We start from the raw sequence: 20,930 nt of genomic DNA on the forward strand, positions 1-20,930 counted from the left end.
GTCCCGTGAATCCACCGGATCATGGGATGATTGCCGGTGCAATGCGGCCCGGGGCATTCCGGCTTGAAGCGGACGAGGGCTGGCCAGAATCGTTTCTCCGCTGCTGGGCCCGGGGATGTCGGGGTTCGCCTGGCCCGACCCGCAGATTCCGCTTACCTGCCTGCTGAAACCGCCCGCAGCGCGAACATCAGAGGAACCCGCGGTTCCTGTGAGGGCAGCCGCCACCAGCCGTTGTCCGCCCGTTCCATCGTCGCGAACCGCTTCCAGGGCAGCAGCTCCGTCTCGCGCAGCAGGTCAACGGTCAGCCCGGCGCCGACGAGCGCGTTGACGGTCTCGCCGAGGCCGTGCCGCCACTCGTAACTGGTGGTCGCGCCCTCCACCGGTGGCCCGTCGGTGTACGTGTGCGGCGCATCACTGCGGATCGCACCCCGGCCCTCCAGGTAGTCGTGGGCCAGCAGCAGCCGCGCGTCCTCAGGCGCCCGGGCGGGGTCGGGCGTGGCGCCCAGGGAGTTGAGCAGCGGGTGGAACTCCACCACGTACAGCGTGCCGCCCGGCCGCAGCAGCTCGGCGATCACCTGGGCCCACCGGTGCAGGTCGGGCAGGTAGCAGAGCGCGCCCTTGCCCGTGTAGACCACGTCGAAGCGGCGCCCGCCCAGCGCTTCAGCGGCCTGGTGCACATCTGCCTCGACGAATTCGATGTCCCGTCCACTGCCGGCCGCCAGGCGGCGCGCCTCGGCCAGGGCCTCGCCGGAGAAGTCCAGGCCGACGGTGTGTGCGGCGCCCCGTTCGGCGAATGCCTGTGTCTCGGTGCCGAGGTGGCATTGCAGGTGCAGCACGTCCCGCCCCTTCAAGGGCCCGAGGTCGTCCCATTCGAAAGGGGCGAACCAGTCATCGGCGGTTCGTGAGCCGTCCAGACCGTAGAAGGCGCTGGCCACGTGCACCGGGGTACGGGCGTCCCAGTTCTCCTGATTGGCCCGCAGCATGGCGTCGGTCGTGGGGACACTGTCCTGGTGGGGCGTGCTGTCCTGAGTGGTCACAGCGCCTCCCTACCCGGCGGCCGGGACCCGGATGCCCGGCAGAGGACGCCGAGGCCGTCAGGCATGCGGCGGCGCGGTGCGTCTGTCCCGGTGAGGAGGTGGTGTGCGGTGTATCCACCGAAGAACTTCGACATCGGCTGGCCGGACCTCGCGTACGGCATGGCGGCCTGTGGGCGGGGCGGGGACGCCGAGCAGTGGGCGGCCACCGTGGAACGGCGGTTCGGGGACCGCGGTACGGGCGGGAACGCGCACGGGACCGGAGGCGGCGGCACCCGGTGCCTGGCGACGCTGTCCGTGCGCAGCGCCTTGGACCTGGCGCTGAGCGCGGCCGCACTGCCGCGTGGCAGTGAGGTGCTGATGTCCGCCGTCACGATCCCCGACATGTGGCGGATCGTGACGGAACACGGGCTGGTGCCGGTGCCGGTGGACCTCGACGCGGGCACGCTGCTGCCCACCGCCGCGCAGTGGGAAGCGGCCGCCACCCCGCGGACGAAGGCCGTCGTCGTCGCTCACCTCCTGGGCACCCAGGCGCCGCTGGGCCTGCTGGCGGAGCTGGCCGCGCGGCGCGGCTGGCTGCTGTTGGAGGACTGCGCCCAGGCGTACAGCGGCCCGGACTTCCGGGGTAGTCCGGGCGCGGACGTGTCTTTGTTCAGCTTCGGCCCGATCAAGACCGCCACGGCGCTGGGCGGCGCGGTGGCGATCGTACGCAATCACGGTCTGCTGGCAGCGATGCGCGCGCTGCACCGGGAGTGGCCGGTGCAGCGACAGGACGCGCAGGCCCGGCGGGTCGCCAAGTACGCCCTGCTGGCGCTGCTCACCACGCGGCCGGTCTACACCGGTGTGATGGCCGCCGCCGGAGCGCTGGGACACGATCGCACGAACGGCCTCCAGGACACGGTGGGCGCCTTCGCCGGCATGGACCTCATGCCCGCGATCCGGCACCGTCCGAGCGCCGCGCTGCTCGCCCTGCTGGACCGGCGGCTGCGCGCCTCGGGCACCGCACGGGCGGTGGCACAGCGGGCGGCGGTGGCCCGGCGGTTCGTGGCACGGCTGCCCGGCCCGTCGCTGGTGTACGGCGCGGGCGCACCCGTACACACGTACTGGCTGTGTGCCGTACCCACCCCGGACCCGGCCGCGACGACCGCCCGTCTGCGGTCCGCGGGATTCGACGCGGCACGGCCGACGTCGCTGGGCGCGTTACCGGCACCGCCCGGCCACCGCCAGGGCGCGCGCACCGCGGCTCATCTCGTACGCCACGCCGTGTGCCTGCCACTGCATCCCGGCATGCCGGAGCGCGCGCTGAACCGGATGGCGGCCGTGCTCGACCCGGAGGACTGGGGGCCGGGGCCGTGACGCGGCTCAGGGCCGCCGGGCCCGGAACAGCGTGTGTCCGCCGGCTCCTTCCGATACGGACTCCTCCCGCTCCACGGTGAAGTCGGTGCGACCGGGCAGCCGGTCGAGCAGGTCCGCTTTCCGGTACACCGAGCACAGCAGCTGGGCCTTGGCCGGGCCGCCCACCCGCCAGCGCAGGTGCCACTCCTCCGGCGAGACGACGGTGAATTCGCCGTCGTAGAGGTCTGCCGCGCAGGGGTGGCGGGTGGTCCAGTGGCCGGTACGCAGGTCGAGGTCGTGGAAGGACCGTCCGTCGGCGAACGTGACGTCGGCGGTGCCGTCCGGGTGCGGGCACAGCCGCAGCGTGCGGGTTGCCGGGGCCGTCGTGCCGTTCCAGGTCAGCTCGCCTTCCTCGATGTGCAGCAGCACACCGGGCGCGGTCCCACCGCCGGAGCCCGCGGCGTTTTCAGATTCTTCCGGCCGGAAGTGCGCCGTACCGCGGAAGGTGCCCTGCGTACCGGTACGGACATCGAGCACGGTGCGCTCGATCGTCCACCATCCGGCCAGGTACTGCGCGGCGTCCGGGACCGCGTACGGGCCGCCGGACACGGTCGCGGCGTCGGGCTCTGTCGGCATGCCGCCATTGTCCCCGGTGGCGGCTGCCCCGCGCCGGCCGGGCCGGGCCGCGGGGAATTGCGGTGCGTGCGCGCGGACCCGGTCAGTAGGGTGCCGCGGGGCCGGGGGTGCCTTCCGGCCTGGACGGCGAAGCGTACGAGGAGACGGTGTGAGCACAGCGGGCGACGGGGCCGGGGCGCGGCGGGCGCGGCAGGTGCTGGTCTTCGATGCGGACGACACGTTGTGGGAGAACAACGTGATCTTCGAGCGGGTCATCGAGGAGTTTCTGACCTGGCTGGACCACCCGGAGCTGGGCCGGGACGGCGTACGGGCGCTGCTGGACGAGATCGAGGCCGCCAACGCCGTGGTGCACGGTTACGGCAGCAAGGTGTTCCTGCAGAGTCTCGGCGAGTGTGTGCGGCGGGTGCGGCTGCGGGAGGCCAGCGCGGCGGAGCTGGCGCGGATCGCGGGCTGGGCGCGGGCCTTCGAGGCGGACGAGGTGGAGCTGATCCCGGGCGTGGCCGAGACCCTGGCGGAGCTGGCCGGGCGGCACGAGCTGCTGATGCTGACGAAGGGGGATGCGGACGAGCAGCGCGCGAAGGTGGACGCGTCCCGGCTGGCGCACCACTTCCGCGGGGTGCACATCGTGCCGGAGAAGAACGCCGGCACGTACGAGGAGCTGATCCGGACGTGCGCGCTGACGCCGTCGGCCACCTGGATGATCGGCAACTCCCCCAAGTCGGACATCCTGCCGGCCCGGCAGGCGGGCCTGAACGCGGTGTTCATCCCGAACGACCACACCTGGGTGCTGGAACACGGCGTGCTGGACCCGGCCGACGAGCAGGTGCTCCACCTGGAGACGTTCGCCGAGCTGCTGCGGCACTTCTGAGCGGGGTGGGATGCGGAACAAGGAGAAGGGAGAGCCGGCGGTGACGGGGAACAGTGGCGTGCCGAGCGTGTCGTGCGTGTTCGTGTGCCATGACGGCCGGGGGCGGGTGCTGCTCGCACGGCGGAGCGTGGGGGCCCGGGACGAGCCGGGTACGTGGGACTGCGGCGCCGGGGCGCTGGAGTTCGGCGAGACCTTCGAGGCGGCCGTGACGCGTGAGGTGTACGAGGAGTACCGCACCACGCCGTTGGAGATCGCGCGGCTCGGCGTACGGAACGTACTGCGCGGCGAGCCGGTGGTGTCGCACTGGGTCGCCGTGGTCTTCGCCGTCCGGGTCCGTCCGGAGGAGGTGCGGATCGGCGAGCCGCACAAGTTCGACGAGCTGGGCTGGTTCGCGTCCGGCGCGCTGCCGGCACCGCTGCACTCGCAGTGTGCGGCCACTTTGGCGCTGTTCACGGCGGAAGGGTAAAGGGGCGGCCCCGGGGCCGCCCCCGTCCCCGGACCGTCACATCGGGTCCGTGTCCGTCAGTTTGCCGCCGTCCACGGTGAGCCAGCGGGTGATGCCGATCTCGCGGAGGAACGCCACGTCGTGGCTGACCACGACCAGCGCGCCCCGGTAGGACTCCAGTGCGGTGACGAGCTGGCGCACCGAGGCCATGTCCAGGTTGTTCGTCGGCTCGTCGAGCGTCAGGAGCTGTGGTGCGGGTTCGGCAAGCATCAGGGCGGCGAGGGTCGCGCGGAAGCGTTCGCCGCCGGAGAGGGTGCCGGCCTGCTGGTCGGCCCGGGCGCCCTTGAACAGGAAGCGCGCCAGGCGGGCGCGTATCCGGTTGTTGGTGGCGTCCGGGGCGAAGCGGGCGACGTTCTCGGCGACGGTCAGCCCGTCGTCGAGGACGTCCAGCCGCTGCGGCAGGAAGCGGTGCGGTACGTGGATCTGCGCCTCGCCCTCGTCGGGCGGGAGTTCGCCCGCCAGGGTCCGCAGCAGCGTGGTCTTGCCGGAGCCGTTGCGGCCGGTCAGCGCCACCCGTTCGGGGCCGCGCAGTTCGAGGTCGGCGTGCCCGCCGTAGCGGGCGCGCAGGGCCCGCAGGGTCAGGACCTCGCGGCCCGGCGGTACCTCGGTGTGCGGCAGGTCGACGCGGATCTCGTCGTCGTCCCGTACCGCTTCGGCGGCCTCGCCCAGCCGCTCCCTGGCCTCCTTGAGTTTCTCGGTGTGCATGATGCGGTGCTTGCCGGCCGAGACCTCGGCCGATGCCTTGCGCGCGTTCATGATGATCTTCGGCTCGCGCTTCTGGGCGTACATCTTGTTGGCGTACCGGGCCCGGCGGGCCAGCTTCACGTGCGCGTCGGCCAGTTCGCGTTTCTGGCGGGCCACCTCGGCCTCGGCGACCCGCAGCATGCGTCCGGCCGCCTCCTGCTCGACGGCGAGGGCGCGTTCGTACGCGGTGAAGTTGCCGCCGTACCAGTGGACTTCGCCGCCGCGCAGGTCGGCGATGCGGTCCACCAGATCGAGCAGCGCACGGTCGTGGCTGACGACGATCAGCACGCCGGGCCAGCCGGACACCGCGTCGTAGAGCCTGCGGCGGGCGGCCAGGTCGAGGTTGTTGGTCGGCTCGTCCAGCAGCAGGACGTCGGGGCGGCGCAGCAGCAGCGCGGCCAGCCGCAGCAGGACGGACTCGCCGCCGGACACCTCGCCGATGGTGCGGTCGAGGTCGATGGAGTGCAGGCCGAGCTGGTCGAGAGTGGCGCGGGCGCGCTCCTCCACGTCCCAGTCGTCGCCCACGGCGGTGAAGTTGGCCTCACTGGCGTCTCCGGCCTCGATGGCGTGCAGGGCGGCGCGGGTTCCGGCGATGCCGAGGGCCGCGTCCACCCGCAGTCCGGTGTCCAGGGCGGCGTTCTGCGGCAGGTAGCCGATCTCGCCGGCCACTTTCACGGACCCCTCGGACGGCTGGAGCCGGCCGGCGAACAGTTTCAGCAGGGTCGACTTGCCGGACCCGTTGAGGCCGATGAGGCCCGTACGGCCGGGTCCGACGGTCAGGTCGAAGTCCTCCAGGACGGGGGTGCCGTCGGGCCAGGAGAAGCCGAGACCGGAGCAGACGACGGAAGCGGCGGCCGAAGCGGCGGCAGAGGCGGTGGAAGAGGTGGTCATACAGGTCTCCTCGTTGCGCGTTGCGCGGTGAAGGTGCGGGTGGCAGCGCGGGAGACACCACGGGAAGGTCCACGAGAGCCGGGCGGCGGCGCCGAGGGGCGGGCCGGGGCGGCGGGCGGGCCGGGAGATCCGGGTCGCCGAGGTCGAGGACAGGGCGCACGGCGGGTGCCGGGCGCGCTGATCGCGCACTCTCGCACCTCGCGCCGTGGGCGCGGTGTCTCAGGACCTCAGACGAGCAACGGCCTTCTCCTATCGGCGGCAGTGGGACCACGACGAACGGTACAGGGGCACCACGAAAACGCAAATGCTATTTTCGTTGCTTTTGGTGGTGGGGTCGCACCACCCGCCGGCGCCCCTCCCCCGCCGCGAACTGCCCGCCCCCGGCCGTCAGCCCACCGCGCGCAGCAGCACCCGCGCCGGTCCGGCCGCCTGAAGGGTGATCCCGGCGGTGAGCGGCACGTCCCGGTCCACCGCCGTCAGCTCGTACGCGCGCAGCAGCACCGCCGCCGCCAGCACCGACTCCAGCATCGAGAAGTGCTGCCCGATACAGGCCCGCGGACCGCCGCCGAAGGGGAACCACGCGTAGCGGTGGCGGGCCGCCTCGCGCTCCGGCGTGAACCGCAGCGGATCGAAGCGCTCCGGGTCCTCCCACAGGTCCGGGTGCCGGTGGGTCACCCAGGGCGAGACGATCACATCGGCGCCGGCCGGAATGCGGTATCCGCCGATCTCGGTGGCCTCGACGCCGCGCCGGCTGACCACCGGCGCCGCCGGGTACAGCCGCATGGCCTCTTTGAGGGCCCGCGTCAGCCGCGGCAGCCGGTCCAGGTCGGCGGCCTCGGGGTCGCGCTCGGCCAGTACGGAGTCGATCTCCTCCCGGATCAGCGCCTGTTCCCCGGGGTGCCGGGCGAGCAGGTGGAGGGTGAAGGCCAGCGAGGTCGCGGTCGTCTCGTGCCCGGCCAGCAGGAAGACCAGCACCTGTTCGCGGATCTCGGTGGCGTCCAGGCCGCCGTCCGCCGCGTTGCCCGCGCGGGTCAGGAGCGAGAGGAGGTCGAGGCCGGCGCCGTCGCCGTCCTCGTCGCCGTCGCCGGGCGCCCCGGCGGCCCGGCGTCCGGCGGCGATACGGTCGCACACCGCGTGCAGCTCGGCCGTCGCGGCGGCCGCCTTGCGGTTGGCGGGCGTGGGCCAGTGGCGCGGCGGGTTGCGGGGCGAGAAGCCGCGCCGCACCACATACTTGTTGATCACCGGGAAGCAGCGGTGCACGGTGGCGACCGCGGCCTCCACGTCCGTACCGAACAGGATGCGGGAGACCGTGCGCAGCGCGAGCCGGTTCATCTCGCCCACCAGGTCGACGGTGCCGCCGGGCCGGGTGCGCCAGCGGTCGGCGACGGCCTGCGCCTCGGACGCCACGGCCGCCGCGTACCCGTCCACCCGGCGCTTGGTGAACAGCGGCTGCACGATCCGCCGTTGCCGCAGGTAATCGGCGTCCTGGCTGGTCAGCAGGCCGTTGCCGAAGGACTGCCGGACCTCTTCGTAGAACGGGTGGTCCTTGCGGAAGTTGGCGGCCCCGGACGCCAGGATCTGCTGGCTGCCCTCGGGCGAGAAGACCGCGTGGAAGACGCTGCGCAGGCCGGGCGGGCCGGCCACGAAGCGGACCACGTCGCCGTGTTCGCGCCGGGCGCGCGTGAAGGTGTCGAGCGTGGACCGGCGCAGGTCGAACATCGAGCCCAGGAAGGGGACTCCCCGGGGGCCCGGTATCTGCGGGGCGGGGTGTGTGGTGGAGGTCATGAGGCCGATACCTACCCCGCGTAGCATGAGCCGAATGATCAATAAGCGTTCCGGCCGCGCGCCCGCCGAAACCCCCTGCCGCGTCACCGTCTGCCGCGGCTGCTGCTGCGGTGATCCGCGCAAGGTCCCGGGCGTGGACCACGCGGCGCAGATACCGCGGCTGCGGGCGGCGCTGGCGGGCGCGGCCGAGGTCCGCGCCTCGGAGTGCCTGGACGTCTGCGACCAGGCCAACGTCGTGGTGGTCCAGCCGTCCCGCGCGGGCCGGGCGGCGGGCGGGCGCCCGGTGTGGCTGGGCCTGGTCAACGACGACGGGGCGCTGGACGACGTCGCCGCCTGGATCAAGGCGGGCGGGCCCGGCATCGCGGAGCCGCCGGGGGTGCTGGACCTGTACACGTTCACCGTGTCGCGGCGGGTACGGGAGGCGCTGGAGAGCTGAGGGGCTCCGGCGCGCGGAGCCGCGTCGGCCGTCCGGCGCAGCCTCCCTCGGACGATTACCGGAGTCTTACGGGACGGGCGCACCGCCCCCGTCCGCCCGTCCGGCGCGGTTCGCTGGACGCATGAAGCCCACCGCATCCCGCCGCACGCCGCTCCTGCGCCGTGCCGTCGTCGTCCCCGTTCTCGCCGTGGCCGTGGCCGCCGCGGCGTTCGCGCTCTACCTGTTCCAGCCGTGGAAGGCGTTCACCGACACCACGGTGGACGAGGCCGCGCCGCCCGCCGCCTCCGCCCCCGCCATGCAGGACAAACAGGGCGAGCAGGGCGCGGGCGACATGCAGGGACCGTCGGCCCGCGGCGCCTTCGTCTCCCACGAGCACACCACCAGCGGCACCGCCCGTACCCTGCGCCAGACGGACGGCGGCCGGGTGGTGCGGCTGGAGGACCTCAAGACCTCCGAAGGGCCGGACGTGCGGGTGTACCTGTCGCACCGGAGCGCCGCCGAGGCCGCCAAGGGCCTCGGGAAGGACGCCGTCGAACTGGGCAGGCTGAAAGGCAACCTCGGCAACCAGAACTACGCCGTACCGGCCGGCGCCGACCCCGCCGGCTTCCGCAGCGTGGTGATCTGGTGCCAGCGGTTCTCGGTGTCCTTCGGCGCCGCCGACCTCCGGCCGGCCGACGTGATGGCACGCTGATCCCGTGAGCCGAGCCACCCCGCCCCCCGTACCGCCCCCTGGGCCGACCCCTGGTCCGCCCGCCGGGCCGCGCTCCGGCCCGGCGCCCACCGGCCCGGTGCCCGGCGGCCCGCCCCGGCGCATCCTCGTCGTCGAGGACGATCCGACCGTCGCCGAGGTCGTCACCGGCTACCTCACCCGCGCCGGCTACACCACCGAGCACGCCGCCGACGGCTGGGCGGCCCTCGACCGCGCCGCGGCCTTCCGGCCGCACCTGGTGGTGCTGGACCTGATGCTGCCGGGCCTGGACGGCCTGGAGGTGTGCCGCAGGCTGCGCCGGGCGGAGGGGACGGACGGGGCGGAGGGGGCGGGCCCGCTCCCCGTCGTGATGCTCACCGCCCGCGGCGAGGCGTCCGACCGCATCCTGGGGCTGGAGCTCGGCGCGGACGATTACGTGACCAAGCCGTTCAGCCCCCGTGAACTGGTGCTGCGCATCGGGTCCGTACTGCGGCGCGCGGAGGCCGCCCCGCCGGCCGCAACCCCGGCCCCTCCCCTGCGGGCCGGGGACCTGACCGCCGACCTCGCGGGCCGCCACGCCGTACGGGCCGGGCGGCCCCTGTCCCTGACCGCCCGCGAGTTCGACCTGCTGCATTTCCTGATGCGGCACCCGGGGCGGGTGTTCGCGCGGGAGGAGCTGCTGCACCAGGTCTGGGGCTGGGAGTTCGGCGACCTGTCGACGGTGACCGTGCATGTGCGGCGGCTACGGGAGAAGGTCGAGGACGATCCGGCGGCGCCGCGGCTGATCGTGACGGTGTGGGGCGCCGGGTACCGCTTCGACCCGGCGGAGGCGCCCCCGCACACGGACCCGGCCCCGCAGACCCCGCCCCTCGAAGGCCCCCGCCCGTGAACGACTTCCTCGTCATCGTCGCCCTGGCCGCCCTCGGCGCGGCGGCCGCAGGGCTTCCGGCCGCAGCGGCCGTGCGGGTGCTGCGGCGCCGCTCCGTCGCGCTGTCGCTGTTCGCGGCCGGGGCGCTGGCCGTCGTCACGATGGCGGCGGGCACGGTCGCGGTGGCCCAGGCGATGTTCCTGTCGGCGCACGACCTCGGTGTGGTGATGGCCGTGGTCGCCGTCTCCGGTGTGGTGTCGCTGGGCGCCGCGCTGCTGTTCGGCCGCCGGATCGCGGCGGGCAGCAGGCAGCTGGCGGCGGCGGCCGGCACGGTCGGCAGCGAGGGCGGGTTCGCGGCGCCCGCCGATCCGCCGACGGCCGAACTGGCCACGCTGGCCGAGGCGCTGGAGGAGACCAGCGCCCGGCTGGCACGGGCCCGCGAGCGCGAACGCGCCCTGGACTCCGCCCGCCGCGACCTGGTCGCGGGCATCTCCCACGACCTGCGCACCCCGCTGGCGGGCCTGCGGGCGATGGCCGAGGCGCTGGAGGACGGCGTGGTGTCCGGTGCGGACGCGACCCGCTACCACGCCCGTATACGGGTCGAGGTGGACCGGCTGGCCGGCCTGGTCGACGACCTCTTCGAACTCTCCCGTATCCAGGCGGGCGCGCTGACGCTGACGCCCTCCCGGGTGTCGGTGTACGACCTGGTGGACGACGCCCTCGCGGGCGCCCGGCCGCTGGCCGCCGCGGACGGGGTGCGCCTGGTGGACGGCGGGGTGGCGGCCGTGCCGGTCCGGGTGGACGCCCAGCAGATCACCCGGGTGCTGGGCAACCTGCTGGTCAACGCGATCCGGGCGACGCCGGCCGACGGCACGGTGGCAGTGAGCGCGCGGCGCGCGGACGACGGCCGGGTGGTGCTCGCCGTCGAGGACGGGTGCGGCGGCATCCCGGAGGCCGACCTGCCGCGCGTCTTCGACACCGGCTGGCGCGGCGCTCCCGCCCGTACGCCCCGCGCGGACGGCGGCAGCGGCGCGGGCCTGGGCCTGGCGATCGTCCGCGGCATCGTCGAGGCGCACGCGGGCCGCGCCACGGTCGGCAACACGGAACGGGGCTGCCGCTTCGAGATCGAGCTGCCCGGAGGGTGAGGCGGGCCCGCGCACACCTACTCCTTGGGCAGCCGCCCCCGCGCCCAGAGCTTCACGTCCTTCCACTCCCGGGGGAGCGAGAACTGGGCGAAGACGTCCCGGCCGTCGTCCTCCGCGGTCGCCACGGCGTCGGCGAGGTCCGGGGTGCGGCTCAGGAAGAGGGGGTCGCGGGCCCGTACGACGAACCGTACGGCCAGGAACGAGACCGGCGGTTCCGGGATGACGCGGCCGTGGTGGTCGGCGATCTGGTCGCCGACCGGGAACTTGCCGAACATGACGCCGACCGGGGTGTACAGGTTCTTCAGGGCCCAGTGCGGCCACGCCAGCACCTCCCGGCCGGCCCCGCCGACCACGATGTTCTCGCACAGCAGGGCGCCGTGCCGCTGGTCCGCCCGGGTCCGGAGCCGTTCCGCGGCCCGCATCCCGGCATGGAACACCGCCGCCTCGACGTCCGCCGCGTCCCCGGCCGCCTCGTACAGCGTCCAGCTCGTCAGCCCGCGTTCCACGGACGGCGCGAGGTAGGGGCAGTGGGCGGACATCGCGGCGACGTACTCCGTGACGTCCACCGTCGTCGGTGCGGTGGTGCGGTCCTCGACGAGGCGCAGGGCCCTGGCGGCGGAGCCGAGCGGCTCGTCGGTGTGCACGGTCGTCATGGGGTGGCCACCTCCTGGGGGACGGTGCGCACGGGCTCAGCGCTTCGGCCGGCGCGGGCGGAACGGACGCCGCACCGCGGCGCGGGACCGGCCCGCGGTGGCGGGCGGTACGGTCAGCAGCGGCTTGTAGTGCCCCTCGGGGTACGGCTCGCCGATCATCCGGCCCTCCGCCTCGACCCAGGCGTGGGCGGCGAAGGGGTGGGTGCGCACACCGGTGCACCAGGTCGGCCAGACGCCGCGGGTCCGGCACAGCAGCGCGGTGGCGATGGAGCGCTGGAGGCAGTTCTGGCCCGCGCAGCGCAGGCTCACCGACACGACCTGCTCGCGCGCGGCCCGGGCCTGGCCGGAGCGGGCCGGTGCCGCCCCGCGACGGGCGAATTCCAGTACGGCGCGCAGCCGTGCGGGGGTGAGGCCGGCGAGCGGCCGCGCCACCCCGACGGCCAGCAGCGGCAGTACGCGGTGGGTCAGCGGGAGCCGCCGCCGGTCGGCCAGGGCCATGGACTGGCTCATGGGCCCACCGTCAGCCCGGCGGCGGCCAGTCGGGCGAGCACGGCGTCGACGTCGTCCGTGGCGCGCTGCGGGGCGATGCCGTACGAGGTGGCGAGGCCGGCGGCGACGGAGTCGGGGGTGTCCCCGTCCAGCAGGCGGTGGAGTACGTGGCTCCCCGTGGTGTTGAGCTGCCAGTAGCGGCCGGTGCGCTGGTGCAGCAGGACCGTGCCGTCGTCGGTGTCCGTCATGGATACGTCGGGGTGGAGCCGCATGGGTCAGGCCTTCCGTGGTGCGGTGCGGTCACTGTCGGGTGTCACGGTGGCGCGGGCGGAGGCGGTGGTGGCCGGGGCGGCGGCACGCAGCCAGGTTTCGCAGCCGATCAGGTTCTCCAGCGCCTGCGGCAGCGTGGTGTCCTGCTGCGGGAGTGCCAGCTGACGGCGGAGCTCCGCCGGGTCGATCAGGCCGCGGGCGGCCAGCTCGGAGTCGGCGAACAGGTCGAGGATGGCGGGCAGGTTGCGGCGCAGGCCCCTCCGGATGTCCTCGCCGAACTCGCCCTTCGTGGACCGGGTCCGCACCATGTCGGGCACGATGCCGTGCATCGCTTCGGCCAGCAGGGGCTTGTACCGCCAGGGTCCGGCGTGTTCGTGGACGGGCACCCGGAGCACGGTGTCGATGACGGTGTCGTCCAGGTACGGCATGTCCAGCTCGACGCCGGATTCCGCGTACAGCCGGGCCAGCTGCCGGTAGCCGGACGTGTTCGAGCGGACCATGAGCAGCGTGGAGTGGACGGCCGGACCGTCGGCGAGGGGCCGTACCTGCTCGGCGGTGCCGCGCAGGACCGCGCGGGCCAGGCCGACGCCTTCGGCCGTTGTCCAGGGTGCCGCTCGCATCGGCCCGAGGCCCCAGCCCAGCATCGGGCGCCGCTGGGACGGCCGGGGCGCGGTCAGGTCGTCGGCCTGGGCCTGCCACCACGCGGCCTGGGTGCCCGGGTTCGCCACCTCGGCCAGCGTCGCCTTCAGCGGCCAGCGGGTCAGCGCGCAGTACGCCCGTACGTGCTTGAGAGCGGTCAGCGGCCGGGCGCGCATCAGTTCGTGGAGGTAGCCGGGCGTGGGGAGGAACAGTTCGTCGCCGCCGTGTCCGGCCAGGTGCCGGCGGGCGCCGTGGCCGGCGAGCAGCCGGGCGCTCCGGCGGATCCGGGCGGTCGCCCGGGTCAGGGAGACGGGTTCCTCGGTGGCGAACGCGATGCCGGGGTCGGCGAAGATTTCGGGGAGTTCGTGCTGCGGGACGACCAGGTGCTCCGCGCGGTCGAGCAGCCGGGCGGCGTGTCCGGCGTAGACCGCGTCGTCGTTTGCGGCCTCGGCCTCGCCCCAGCGGAAGGTCAGCAGCTCGGGGGTGTGCCGGGCTGCCAGGAAGGCCAGGGAGGTGGAATCCAGTCCGCCGGACAGGTCGGTGCTCAGCCGGCCCGCGCCGGGCGGCGGCCGTTCAGCGGAACGTTCCAGCACGGCGGCCAAGGCGTCGCGCACCGCCGGTGCCCCGTCCCGCAGCGAGCGGTCCGGCGTGGGCGCGCGCCACCACGTCACTTCCCGGTCCCGGTCGCCGTCCCACAGGAGGAAGTCCGCCGGGTCGAGCGCGTGGACGCCCGACCAGGCGCTGCGGGCGTTCGCCGGGAAGGGCACCTGAAGGCCGCACGCCACCCGCAGGGCCAGCGTCTCCTCGTCCACTCCGCTTCCGGTCATCGCCGCGAGGACGTCGGAGCGGTCGGCTGCGACGGGCACCCCGTCCACCCGGGTGTGGAAGACGCGGCGCAGGCCGGAGAGGCTGCCCTGGGTCCGGACGGTGCCGTGCACCGATGCCACGACATGGCAGGAGCCCAGCAGCGACGGTATGAACCGGTCCAGGTCGGCGGGCCGGGAGACGCCGGCCGCCAGCTGCTGGAGCCGGTCTGCCGTGACCGGGGACGATCCGAACACGGCCAGCCGCACGGTGCCCGCCGCGGCGGTCAGGACCCGGTCGTCGTGCCACCGGCCGGCCAGCCACGGCCGTCCGGAGGGGTGGGTGACCACCCGGGCGTCCGCGAACGGTACGAGCGGTCGCAGCCGCGCGCCGCCGGCGGTGTCCGGCAGGACCACGAACCCGGCCTGCGTCTGCGTCATCCTGTCGCCCCCCGTCGGTGCCCTCGCCGCCCCGCGCGGCCGGGGCCGCGGTGCGGGGCGGCGGAGACCGGGTCCCGCTCGCGCGGGCCCGGCTCCCTGCCTGCACTGTGTCCGCTGGTTCAGCGGACGGCCTACCAGTTGTAGTTGAAGAACCAGTCGGGCGACCGGCCGCTCGATCCCAGCGTGTCCTCGGAGAACTCGCCCACCTCGACCAGCGTCGGCGGAATGTACTCCGTGGGCGTCTGCGTCTGTTCGGACTGCTCGTTCATGACAACCTCTCCTTCTGCATCGGGTGTTGGTCAGCGGTGAGGGAAGGTAGCACCGGAATCGGCGTGACTCGTGTGACCTGTGTCGCATCGTGTGGCGGACGGAATGTCGGAAGCCCGCCGAAGCACCTGGGTGCCATATGTGCGGCGAAACAAGCGGAGATCCGAAAAGAATCGCGACCATGTCAAAAAGCGCCGAAGAAACGCGCTTGTGGTTGAACAGGTGAATGCTGCGTATTCACATACTGCCCTTATGAATGTCGGTGCCGATATCCGGCCTGCTGCGGCATGATGGCGATCATGACGGATGAACGCCTGCCGGAGGCGGCAGAGGTGGCCCACCTGGCCCAGGACACCGTTCCCGGTGTGACCGCGGCGGATGTCCGGCCCATCGGCGAGGGGGGCGACCACGCGTCCTGGTGGGTCGGGCCGGACCGGGTGGCCCGGTGCGCGCTGGACCGGAGCGGATCGGAACGGCTGCGCCGGGAGGTCGCGCTGCGCGAGCTGATCGGCGACCGGATCGGCGTGTCCGTGCCGGTCAGCGTGGCGAGCGGCGAGTGGGCCCGGGGCCGCGCGTTCACCCTGGACACCCGGCTGGACGGGACCTCCGCCGAATTGCGCCCGGTGACGGCGGCGGGCGAGGCCGACCTGGCGCGGCTGCTCGTCCTGCTCGCGGAGGTGCCCGCGGAGGCCGCGGAGGCACTGGGGGTGCCCCCGGAGGCGCCGCGCAACATGCCCGGGCTGTTGCGCCGCGCCACGGAAGCAGCCGAAAACGCCGCCGCGCGGGGCGAGTTCGAGACGGCGTGGCTGCCGAGGCTGCGCGTCCCGGGGGCGGAGAGCGCCACCGCGCCCGGCGCGCTCGTACACAACGACCTCAAGGGCGAGCATCTGCTGGTCGCCGAGGACGGCCGGATCAGCGGCGTGCTCGACTGGGCGGACGCGGTCACCGGCGATTCCGCCGAGGACGTCGCGGGGCTCGCGATCTCGGTCGGCGCGGTGGCCGCCGTACGGATCGCGACGGCCGCCGGTTTCGGCCTCGGCGCCGGTGCCCGTGCGCTGCAACTGGCCCGCTGCGACACGCTGACGCTGCTCTCCGACCGGCTCCGCGGCATCGACGACAGTCCGCTGCCGTTGCTGCGCGCGCAGCTGCGGCGGGCCTGGGAGCCGACCTCCCTGGACGCGCCGGAAGAGGCCTAACCCACGCGGCCCGAGTCCCGCTCCCGCACCTCTCCCGTCTTCCCCGTCTCCCCCGGCTCCCACAGCGGATGCTCACGCCGCGCCCACCCCGGGTCGACGGTTCCGGTCCGCATCCCCCGGCGCGCTTCGGGATCGCCGTACGCCATCCACACATGGCCCGCGATGACGACGGCGATCGTCAGGGCCAGCCAGTCGTGGACGAAGGTCGCGCCGCTGCGCCAGGAGAGCGGGGCGAGGTGGGTGAACCACATCAGCAGGCCCGTTCCGGTCATGACCAGGACCGCGCCCGCCAGCCACGCCGCGTAAATCTTCTGCCCCGCGTTGAACTTCCCTGCGGGCCGGTCGGAGCCACGGCGCAGCGCGGCGCGCAGCCAGCGCCCATCATGCGGCCCATATCGGTTGAGGCGGGTGAGGTCGGTGCGCAGCGCGCGCGAGGCCAGGCCGAGCAGCAGCGGTACGGGGAGCAGCAGCCCGGACCATTCGTGGACGGTCACCATCAGCGCCCGGCGGCCGACGAGCTGGGCGAGGAAGGGGAGGTAGAGGCAGCCCGCCGTCAGGACGCAGACGGCCATGAGGGTGGCGGTGGCGCGGTGCACCCAGCGTTCGGCGGGCGTGAAGCGGCGTACGCGCGCGGCCCGTTCAGACGGTCGGTGCATCGTCGCGTCCGTTCGAGCGGCCGACCCACGCGTTTACGTCGTACCCGCGTTCCTCCCAGTACCCCGGCTCCACCCGCTCGGTGACGGTGATGCCGGACAGCCATTTCGCCGACTTGTAGAAGTACATCGGCGCCACGTACAGCCGCACCGGGCCGCCGTGCGCGTGCGGGAGCGGCTTGTCGCGCATGGTGAGGGCGATCAGTACGTCGTCCCGGCGGGCCTGTCCGAGCGTGAGGCTTTCGCTGTACGCGCCGTCGAAGCAGGTGAAGCGGACCGCTTTCGCGCCGGGGCGCACTCCCGCCGCGTCCAGGAGGCGGGACAGGCGGACGCCCTGGAACGGCGTGCCGGGCACCCGCCAGCCAGTCACGCACTGCACGTCGCGCACCAGGCGCGTCTGCGGCAGCGCGCGCAGGTCGGCCAGGCGGTAGGTGGCCGGGCGGTCGACCAGGCCGTCCACCTTGAGACGGTAACTGCGTTCGTTCTTGGGCGGTACGGAAGCGGTCACCGAGTAGTAGCGGAAGCCACCGCCCGCCGGGAGGAGGCCTGACAGGCCGGTGGGGTCGTTCTGCGCGGCGGCGCCGAGGGTGCGGTCGTACGCACGCTGGAGGTACGGGGCGGTGGCGATGCCGGCTGCGCCGGTGGCGAGCATGCCGAGTACCAGGCGGCGGCCGACGGGGCTGCCGCGCCCGTCGGCCCCCGGCTCCGCGGCGGGCGCGTCGTCGTTGGGGGTCACACCTCGATTCGAGCACCGCGCCGGGGGCCCGGCCAGCCTGCGCGCCCGGACGTCAGGCTTTCGTCATCTCTGCCCGGGCCGCTGCCCGAACCCCGGGGGGACATCACGTGCCCTGGGCGTGGCAGTGGTCCGTCCCGCCGCTCTCCCGCGGCAGGTCCAGCGTCGGGTTCCGGTCGAAGAAGCCGGTCGGCCGCAGCGTGAAGCCGCAGCGGTCGACCGGCATGACCGGCCAGTCCTCCAGGCGCGGCAGGTGGGTCGGTCCGAAGCAGTGCCACAGGGTGAGGGCGGTGTTCTCCAGGGACTCGCCGGGGCGGGACCACGCGGTGACGCCCGCGCCGCCGGGGTGCTGGTTGGGGTAATCGCCGTCCGGGTAGTGGCGGCCGGCCGCGCTGCGGGTGACCCACAGGTGTCTGGTGGCGTAGGCGACCCGCGCGGCGACCGCGGAGCCGGGTTGCGCGAGCAGGGCCGGGCCGGAGGTCTGCGGGGTCAGGGTGTACGCGACCGGCTGTCCGGTGCGGTTGCGGGCGGCGGGGTTGGTGATCCGCCAGCGGCGTCCGGCGGCCGGGTCGGCCAGCCGTCCGGCTTCTTCGGAGTCGGTGACGGGGGTGGCCCGGATGGTGAAGGCGTTGCCGTTGGGGTTGCCGGGGCCCATGGGGAGCGGGACGATATCGACCTCCTCCACCGTGTTGGCGTGGCCGTCCACCGCCGGGTCCAGCCGGGCACAGAACAGATGCTGGTGGTAGGGAGCCTGGAGGCCGGGGGCGACCTCGGTGGCGTACGGCGAGACCGTCCCCGGTTCGGCTGCCGAGGTCTGCACCAGGCCGGTGGACTTGACCTCGAACTCGATGCCGCCGTCCTGGTAGAGGTACCAGTAGAAGCCGTAGTCATAGTTGCCGAGCGTGGCGATGCAGGAGACGACCAGGCGGCGGGAGCGGCGGCTCTCGACGGCGGAGTCGTCGAACATGTTGGTGTGCTTCCACAGGAGGCCGTGGTCCTCCTCGTGGATGCAGACGGCGTTGGGCAGCGTCCGCGGGGTTCCGTGGTCGTCGGGGACGACGGCGTCCACGTACCGGATCTCGCCGAGGCAGTCGCAGCCCAGCCGCAACGCGTTGGCGTTGCGGCCGAGGGTGTACTCGCCGACGTCCAGGTAGCAGATCCAGTTGCGGTCCGCGCCGGGGTCGGCGTACGGGACGGCCATCTCGGCGAGCGAGGCGCGGTGCAGGACGGGCCGTACGCGGTCGCCGTCGCGGTAGGACAGCTCGTGCAGGACCAGGCCCTCGCGGGAGTTGAAGTCCAGTCGCAGCGACCAGTTCTGCCAGGTCAGTCGGTGTCCGTCCAGGGTGAAGGAGGGGCCGTCGGGCTGGCTGATCCGCAAGGCCCTGAGGTCGGTGCGTGCCGGGCCGTTGTATTCGGCCTCGTAACGCCCGCATTCGGCGGGTACGGGCACCGCTCCGGTGTCGACGAGCCGGACGACCCGCCGCTCGGTCAGGTCCACGTCGGCGACCAGTCCGCCCACGGGGTGCGCGAACGGGTTGTCGGCCGTGTCGCATCGCAGGAACGTCAGCGAACGCAGCATCCGGCGTCCGGTCTCCTCGGCCCGGCCGAAGTTGCCTGCGGCCAGCGGCGCGCAGACGGCGAGCGCGGTGTCGGTGATGCCGCGCTCGGCCATGGCCTTGCGCCAGCCCGGGTCGGCCTTGACGATCGCGTCGCAGCGCTCGTACTCCTCGAACAGGATCGGCGGCTGGCCGTCCGCCTCCGGGTCCAGCGGGCGGTGGCACAGCAGGACGCGGGCGGTGACGTCGACGATCGCCTCGGCGCTCGTACCGGTCTCGGTGTCCAGGAGGGTCAGGCGCAGGCGGCGGACGACCGGGTCGCCGGGGCGGTGGGCGGCGACGGTGTGCCGGTCCGGCTCGTCCAGCAGCACGAACGGGAAGCGGGTGGTCTCGCCCACCAGGCCCTCGCCGCCCAGGACGTCGCGGGCCGCGGTGATCTCGTCGGCGGTGAGCGGGTCGAGGGGGTGCGGGGCGGGCGGCTGCGGTGTTGTCGTGCCGGGCGTCATCGGTCAGCTCTCCTCACGCAGGGGCGACGGCGTCGGCACGCTCGCCGCCTTCTCCAGTTGGAACGCCTCGTTGCCCAGGCCGATACGGGCATGGACCCGCGGGCGCCGGGCCCGCAGGATCCGCCCGTACCCGAGCCCGACCACGGCCGCCAGGCCGATGACACCGGGCAGCACCCAGCTCAGCGCCGAGCCCTCCCCGGCGCTGACCAGGACACCGAAGTCCTTGACCGCGTAGACCAGTACGGTCAGCAGCGCCAGCGCGGCCAGCCCGGCGGCCAGCAGCCGCCCGGCCTGGGCCCGCCCCGCTCCGCGCCGTACGAAGAACGCGATGACCGCGACGGACGCGGTGGCCATCAGCACGATCACCCCGAGCGCCCCCACGTTGCCGCCCCAGGTGAACAGCTTCAGCACGGGGGTGGTGGGATCGCCGGCCGGCGTCCGGTCGGTGAGCGCGAAGGCGGCCACGACGAGCAGCGAGATGACGGACTGGAGCAGCGAGCCGAGCGCGGGCGCGCCGCTGGACCTGGACGTGCGGCCGAGCGCGGCGGGCAGCAGGCCCTCGCGGCCCATCGCGAAGGCGTAGCGGGCCACCACGTTGTGGAAGCTGAGCATCGAGGCGAAGATGCCGGTCACGAAGAAGATGTGCAGAATGTCGGTGAAGGTGCCGCCGAGCCGGGGTCCGGTGAGGGCGAAGAGCAGCCCGGGGCCTTCTTTTCCGGCGGTGGCCACGACGTGGTCCGGGCCGGTGGCGACGCCGATCAGCCAGGAGCTGAGCGCAAAGAAGACCGCGACGAAGCCCACGGCGAGGAACATCACCCGGGCCACGACGGTCTGCGGCCGGCTGGTCTCCTCGGCGTAGACGGGGGCCTGTTCGAAGCCGACGAACGCGGCGACGGCGAAGCACAGCGCGGTGCCCAGGCCCGCGCCGCCGAGGGTGGCCGGGTCGAAGGCGAGCGGCGACAGGCCCTGCGGGCCCGGGTCGGCGGCGAAGGCGAGGTCGACGACGGCGATCAGGACGACCTCGACGGCGAGCAGCACCCCCAGCACCTTGGCGTTCAGGTCGATCTTCAGCGCGCCGAGCACGCCGATCAGGACGACTCCGAGCAGGGCGGGCCCCCACCAGGGGACGGTGAGGCCCAGATGCTTGTCGAGCAGCCCGGCCACCTCGAAGCCGAAGATGCCGTAGATGCCGAACTGCAGGGCGCTGTACGCGGCGAGCGCGACGAAGGACGCACCGGCGCCCGCCGTGCCGCCGAGGCCGCGCGCGATGTACGCGTAGAAGGCGCCGGCGTTGTGCACGTGCCGGCTCATCTCCGCGTAGCCGACGCTGAACAGCGCCATCACCACGCCCAGGATGACGAACAGCAGCGGCTGCCCGACGATGCCCATGACCTGGTACGTGGTGACCATGACACCGGCCACCACCATCAGGGGCGCGCTGGCCGCCAGCACGGACAGCAGCAGGCCCGGCGTGCCGATGCGGCCGGCGCGCAGGGCCCGCTCCTGGCCCTTGAAGGTGCTGATCTCATCGGGGCCGCCCGGAGCTCTGGTGCGTCCCGGACTGCCCTGGTTTCCCGTACTGCTCGTCAGCATGGCGCGGAGGTGTCCTTTCCGTGGAGCGGGGAGGCGGGGGTGCGCGTCGTGCGGAGTGCTGGGTGGTGCGGGTTGCGCGTGTGGTGCGTACGGCTGTGGCGCGTGGTGCGTGGTGCTGCGTACGGGCTCTGCCGCGTACGTCGTGCCGGGTGGTGCTGCGTACGTCGTGCGGGCGCCGGGCGGGGCCGGTCGCCGG

21 protein-coding genes are annotated in these 20,930 nt (G+C 73.8%); 8 read left to right on the forward strand and 13 right to left on the reverse strand.

Annotated features, from left to right (window positions below; genetic code table 11):
* Nucleotides 1-152 precede the first annotated feature (152 nt).
* Entirely contained in the window at nt 153-983 is an 831-nt protein-coding gene (locus ACZ53K_RS14570) for a class I SAM-dependent methyltransferase (RefSeq protein ID WP_468835928.1), read from the reverse strand.
* Between the two features lie 162 nt (nt 984-1,145).
* On the opposite strand from ACZ53K_RS14570, the gene ACZ53K_RS14575 reads away from it, so the two are divergent.
* Nucleotides 1,146-2,390, forward strand: coding sequence for a DegT/DnrJ/EryC1/StrS family aminotransferase (locus ACZ53K_RS14575; protein WP_468835585.1), 1,245 nt, complete (start codon nt 1,146-1,148; stop codon nt 2,388-2,390).
* Between the two features lie 6 nt (nt 2,391-2,396).
* On the opposite strand, the gene ACZ53K_RS14580 is transcribed toward ACZ53K_RS14575, so the two are convergent.
* Nucleotides 2,397-3,005: a DUF6314 family protein gene (locus ACZ53K_RS14580; RefSeq protein ID WP_468835588.1), complete on the reverse strand. Its 609-nt coding sequence runs from the start codon at nt 3,003-3,005 to the stop codon at nt 2,397-2,399.
* A gap of 148 nt (nt 3,006-3,153) precedes the next feature.
* On the opposite strand from ACZ53K_RS14580, the gene ACZ53K_RS14585 reads away from it, so the two are divergent.
* The gene (locus tag ACZ53K_RS14585; RefSeq protein ID WP_468835591.1) at nt 3,154-3,873 is read left to right on the forward strand and encodes an HAD family hydrolase; all 720 of its coding nucleotides are present in this window, start codon (nt 3,154-3,156) and stop codon (nt 3,871-3,873) included.
* A gap of 40 nt (nt 3,874-3,913) precedes the next feature.
* Entirely contained in the window at nt 3,914-4,339 is a 426-nt protein-coding gene (locus tag ACZ53K_RS14590) for an NUDIX domain-containing protein (RefSeq protein ID WP_468835593.1), read from the forward strand.
* Between the two features lie 36 nt (nt 4,340-4,375).
* On the opposite strand, the gene ACZ53K_RS14595 is transcribed toward ACZ53K_RS14590, so the two are convergent.
* Nucleotides 4,376-6,013 (reverse strand): ABC-F family ATP-binding cassette domain-containing protein, encoded by a 1,638-nt coding sequence (locus tag ACZ53K_RS14595; RefSeq protein ID WP_468835596.1) that lies wholly within the window; start codon nt 6,011-6,013, stop codon nt 4,376-4,378.
* 387 nt (nt 6,014-6,400) lie between these two features.
* Nucleotides 6,401-7,798 (reverse strand): cytochrome P450, encoded by a 1,398-nt coding sequence (locus ACZ53K_RS14600; RefSeq protein WP_468835599.1) that lies wholly within the window; start codon nt 7,796-7,798, stop codon nt 6,401-6,403.
* Nucleotides 7,799-7,823: 25 nt separating this feature from the next.
* Here ACZ53K_RS14600 and ACZ53K_RS14605 point away from each other — a divergent pair, with 25 nt between their 5' ends.
* The 4 genes from ACZ53K_RS14605 (at nt 7,824) to ACZ53K_RS14620 (ending at nt 10,935) form a co-directional block, all read left to right on the forward strand.
* On the forward strand, nt 7,824-8,234 hold the full coding sequence (locus ACZ53K_RS14605; RefSeq protein WP_468835601.1) for a (2Fe-2S) ferredoxin domain-containing protein: 411 nt from the start codon (nt 7,824-7,826) through the stop codon (nt 8,232-8,234).
* A 121-nt stretch (nt 8,235-8,355) separates the two neighbouring features.
* On the forward strand, nt 8,356-8,925 hold the full coding sequence (locus ACZ53K_RS14610; RefSeq protein ID WP_468835603.1) for a DM13 domain-containing protein: 570 nt from the start codon (nt 8,356-8,358) through the stop codon (nt 8,923-8,925).
* A 97-nt stretch (nt 8,926-9,022) separates the two neighbouring features.
* Nucleotides 9,023-9,811 carry a response regulator transcription factor gene (locus tag ACZ53K_RS14615; RefSeq protein ID WP_468835931.1) on the forward strand — a complete coding sequence of 263 codons (789 nt, stop codon included), beginning with the start codon at nt 9,023-9,025 and terminating at the stop codon, nt 9,809-9,811.
* Nucleotides 9,808-10,935 carry a sensor histidine kinase gene (locus ACZ53K_RS14620; RefSeq protein ID WP_468835606.1) on the forward strand — a complete coding sequence of 376 codons (1,128 nt, stop codon included), beginning with the start codon at nt 9,808-9,810 and terminating at the stop codon, nt 10,933-10,935. Before ACZ53K_RS14615 ends, ACZ53K_RS14620 begins: the two co-directional genes overlap by 4 nt.
* 17 nt (nt 10,936-10,952) lie before the next feature.
* Here ACZ53K_RS14620 and ACZ53K_RS14625 read toward each other — a convergent pair whose 3' ends face one another.
* From ACZ53K_RS14625 to ACZ53K_RS14645, 5 genes are all read right to left on the reverse strand, one after another.
* Nucleotides 10,953-11,588: a DUF6875 domain-containing protein gene (locus ACZ53K_RS14625; protein WP_468835609.1), complete on the reverse strand. Its 636-nt coding sequence runs from the start codon at nt 11,586-11,588 to the stop codon at nt 10,953-10,955.
* A 36-nt stretch (nt 11,589-11,624) separates the two neighbouring features.
* A complete protein-coding gene (locus tag ACZ53K_RS14630; RefSeq protein ID WP_468835612.1) occupies nt 11,625-12,098 on the reverse strand; it encodes a lasso peptide biosynthesis B2 protein in 474 nt (157 codons plus the stop codon).
* On the reverse strand, nt 12,095-12,349 hold the full coding sequence (locus ACZ53K_RS14635; protein ID WP_468835615.1) for a lasso peptide biosynthesis PqqD family chaperone: 255 nt from the start codon (nt 12,347-12,349) through the stop codon (nt 12,095-12,097). Before ACZ53K_RS14635 ends, ACZ53K_RS14630 begins: the two co-directional genes overlap by 4 nt.
* A gap of 3 nt (nt 12,350-12,352) precedes the next feature.
* Complete coding sequence (locus ACZ53K_RS14640) at nt 12,353-14,206, reverse strand: lasso peptide isopeptide bond-forming cyclase (RefSeq protein WP_468835933.1); 1,854 nt, start codon at nt 14,204-14,206, stop codon at nt 12,353-12,355.
* A gap of 155 nt (nt 14,207-14,361) precedes the next feature.
* On the reverse strand, nt 14,362-14,499 hold the full coding sequence (locus ACZ53K_RS14645; RefSeq protein ID WP_468835617.1) for a lasso RiPP family leader peptide-containing protein: 138 nt from the start codon (nt 14,497-14,499) through the stop codon (nt 14,362-14,364).
* Between the two features lie 297 nt (nt 14,500-14,796).
* Here ACZ53K_RS14645 and ACZ53K_RS14650 point away from each other — a divergent pair, with 297 nt between their 5' ends.
* Nucleotides 14,797-15,693 carry a phosphotransferase family protein gene (locus ACZ53K_RS14650; RefSeq protein ID WP_468835620.1) on the forward strand — a complete coding sequence of 299 codons (897 nt, stop codon included), beginning with the start codon at nt 14,797-14,799 and terminating at the stop codon, nt 15,691-15,693.
* Here ACZ53K_RS14650 and ACZ53K_RS14655 read toward each other — a convergent pair.
* The 4 genes from ACZ53K_RS14655 to ACZ53K_RS14670 all read right to left on the reverse strand — a co-directional run bounded on the left by ACZ53K_RS14655 (nt 15,690) and on the right by ACZ53K_RS14670 (nt 20,734).
* Entirely contained in the window at nt 15,690-16,349 is a 660-nt protein-coding gene (locus tag ACZ53K_RS14655) for a cytochrome b/b6 domain-containing protein (RefSeq protein ID WP_468835622.1), read from the reverse strand. The genes ACZ53K_RS14650 and ACZ53K_RS14655 overlap by 4 nt on opposite strands.
* A complete protein-coding gene (locus ACZ53K_RS14660) occupies nt 16,333-17,082 on the reverse strand; it encodes a molybdopterin-dependent oxidoreductase (protein WP_468835625.1) in 750 nt (249 codons plus the stop codon). Before ACZ53K_RS14660 ends, ACZ53K_RS14655 begins: the two co-directional genes overlap by 17 nt.
* A 103-nt stretch (nt 17,083-17,185) precedes the next feature.
* Nucleotides 17,186-19,141: a primary-amine oxidase gene (locus tag ACZ53K_RS14665; RefSeq protein ID WP_468835627.1), complete on the reverse strand. Its 1,956-nt coding sequence runs from the start codon at nt 19,139-19,141 to the stop codon at nt 17,186-17,188.
* Nucleotides 19,142-19,144: 3 nt separating this feature from the next.
* Nucleotides 19,145-20,734 (reverse strand): APC family permease, encoded by a 1,590-nt coding sequence (locus ACZ53K_RS14670; protein ID WP_468835630.1) that lies wholly within the window; start codon nt 20,732-20,734, stop codon nt 19,145-19,147.
* Nucleotides 20,735-20,930: the final 196 nt, after the last annotated feature.

It is taken from the genome of Streptomyces sp. NPDC033221 (assembly GCF_055577005.1).

Coding starts and splice junctions, on each gene's coding strand:
- ACZ53K_RS14570 (WP_468835928.1), bottom strand. CDS start 983: ATGCTGCGGGCCAATCAGGAGAACTGGGACGCCCGTACCCCGGTGCAC.
- ACZ53K_RS14665 (WP_468835627.1), bottom strand. CDS start 19,141: ATGACGCCCGGCACGACAACACCGCAGCCGCCCGCCCCGCACCCCCTC.
- ACZ53K_RS14670 (WP_468835630.1), bottom strand. CDS start 20,734: ATGCTGACGAGCAGTACGGGAAACCAGGGCAGTCCGGGACGCACCAGA.
- ACZ53K_RS14655 (WP_468835622.1), bottom strand. CDS start 16,349: ATGCACCGACCGTCTGAACGGGCCGCGCGCGTACGCCGCTTCACGCCC.
- ACZ53K_RS14580 (WP_468835588.1), bottom strand. CDS start 3,005: ATGCCGACAGAGCCCGACGCCGCGACCGTGTCCGGCGGCCCGTACGCG.
- ACZ53K_RS14645 (WP_468835617.1), bottom strand. CDS start 14,499: ATGAACGAGCAGTCCGAACAGACGCAGACGCCCACGGAGTACATTCCG.
- ACZ53K_RS14650 (WP_468835620.1), top strand. CDS start 14,797: ATGACGGATGAACGCCTGCCGGAGGCGGCAGAGGTGGCCCACCTGGCC.
- ACZ53K_RS14610 (WP_468835603.1), top strand. CDS start 8,356: ATGAAGCCCACCGCATCCCGCCGCACGCCGCTCCTGCGCCGTGCCGTC.
- ACZ53K_RS14630 (WP_468835612.1), bottom strand. CDS start 12,098: ATGAGCCAGTCCATGGCCCTGGCCGACCGGCGGCGGCTCCCGCTGACC.
- ACZ53K_RS14635 (WP_468835615.1), bottom strand. CDS start 12,349: ATGCGGCTCCACCCCGACGTATCCATGACGGACACCGACGACGGCACG.
- ACZ53K_RS14605 (WP_468835601.1), top strand. CDS start 7,824: ATGAGCCGAATGATCAATAAGCGTTCCGGCCGCGCGCCCGCCGAAACC.
- ACZ53K_RS14600 (WP_468835599.1), bottom strand. CDS start 7,798: ATGACCTCCACCACACACCCCGCCCCGCAGATACCGGGCCCCCGGGGA.
- ACZ53K_RS14625 (WP_468835609.1), bottom strand. CDS start 11,588: ATGACGACCGTGCACACCGACGAGCCGCTCGGCTCCGCCGCCAGGGCC.
- ACZ53K_RS14595 (WP_468835596.1), bottom strand. CDS start 6,013: ATGACCACCTCTTCCACCGCCTCTGCCGCCGCTTCGGCCGCCGCTTCC.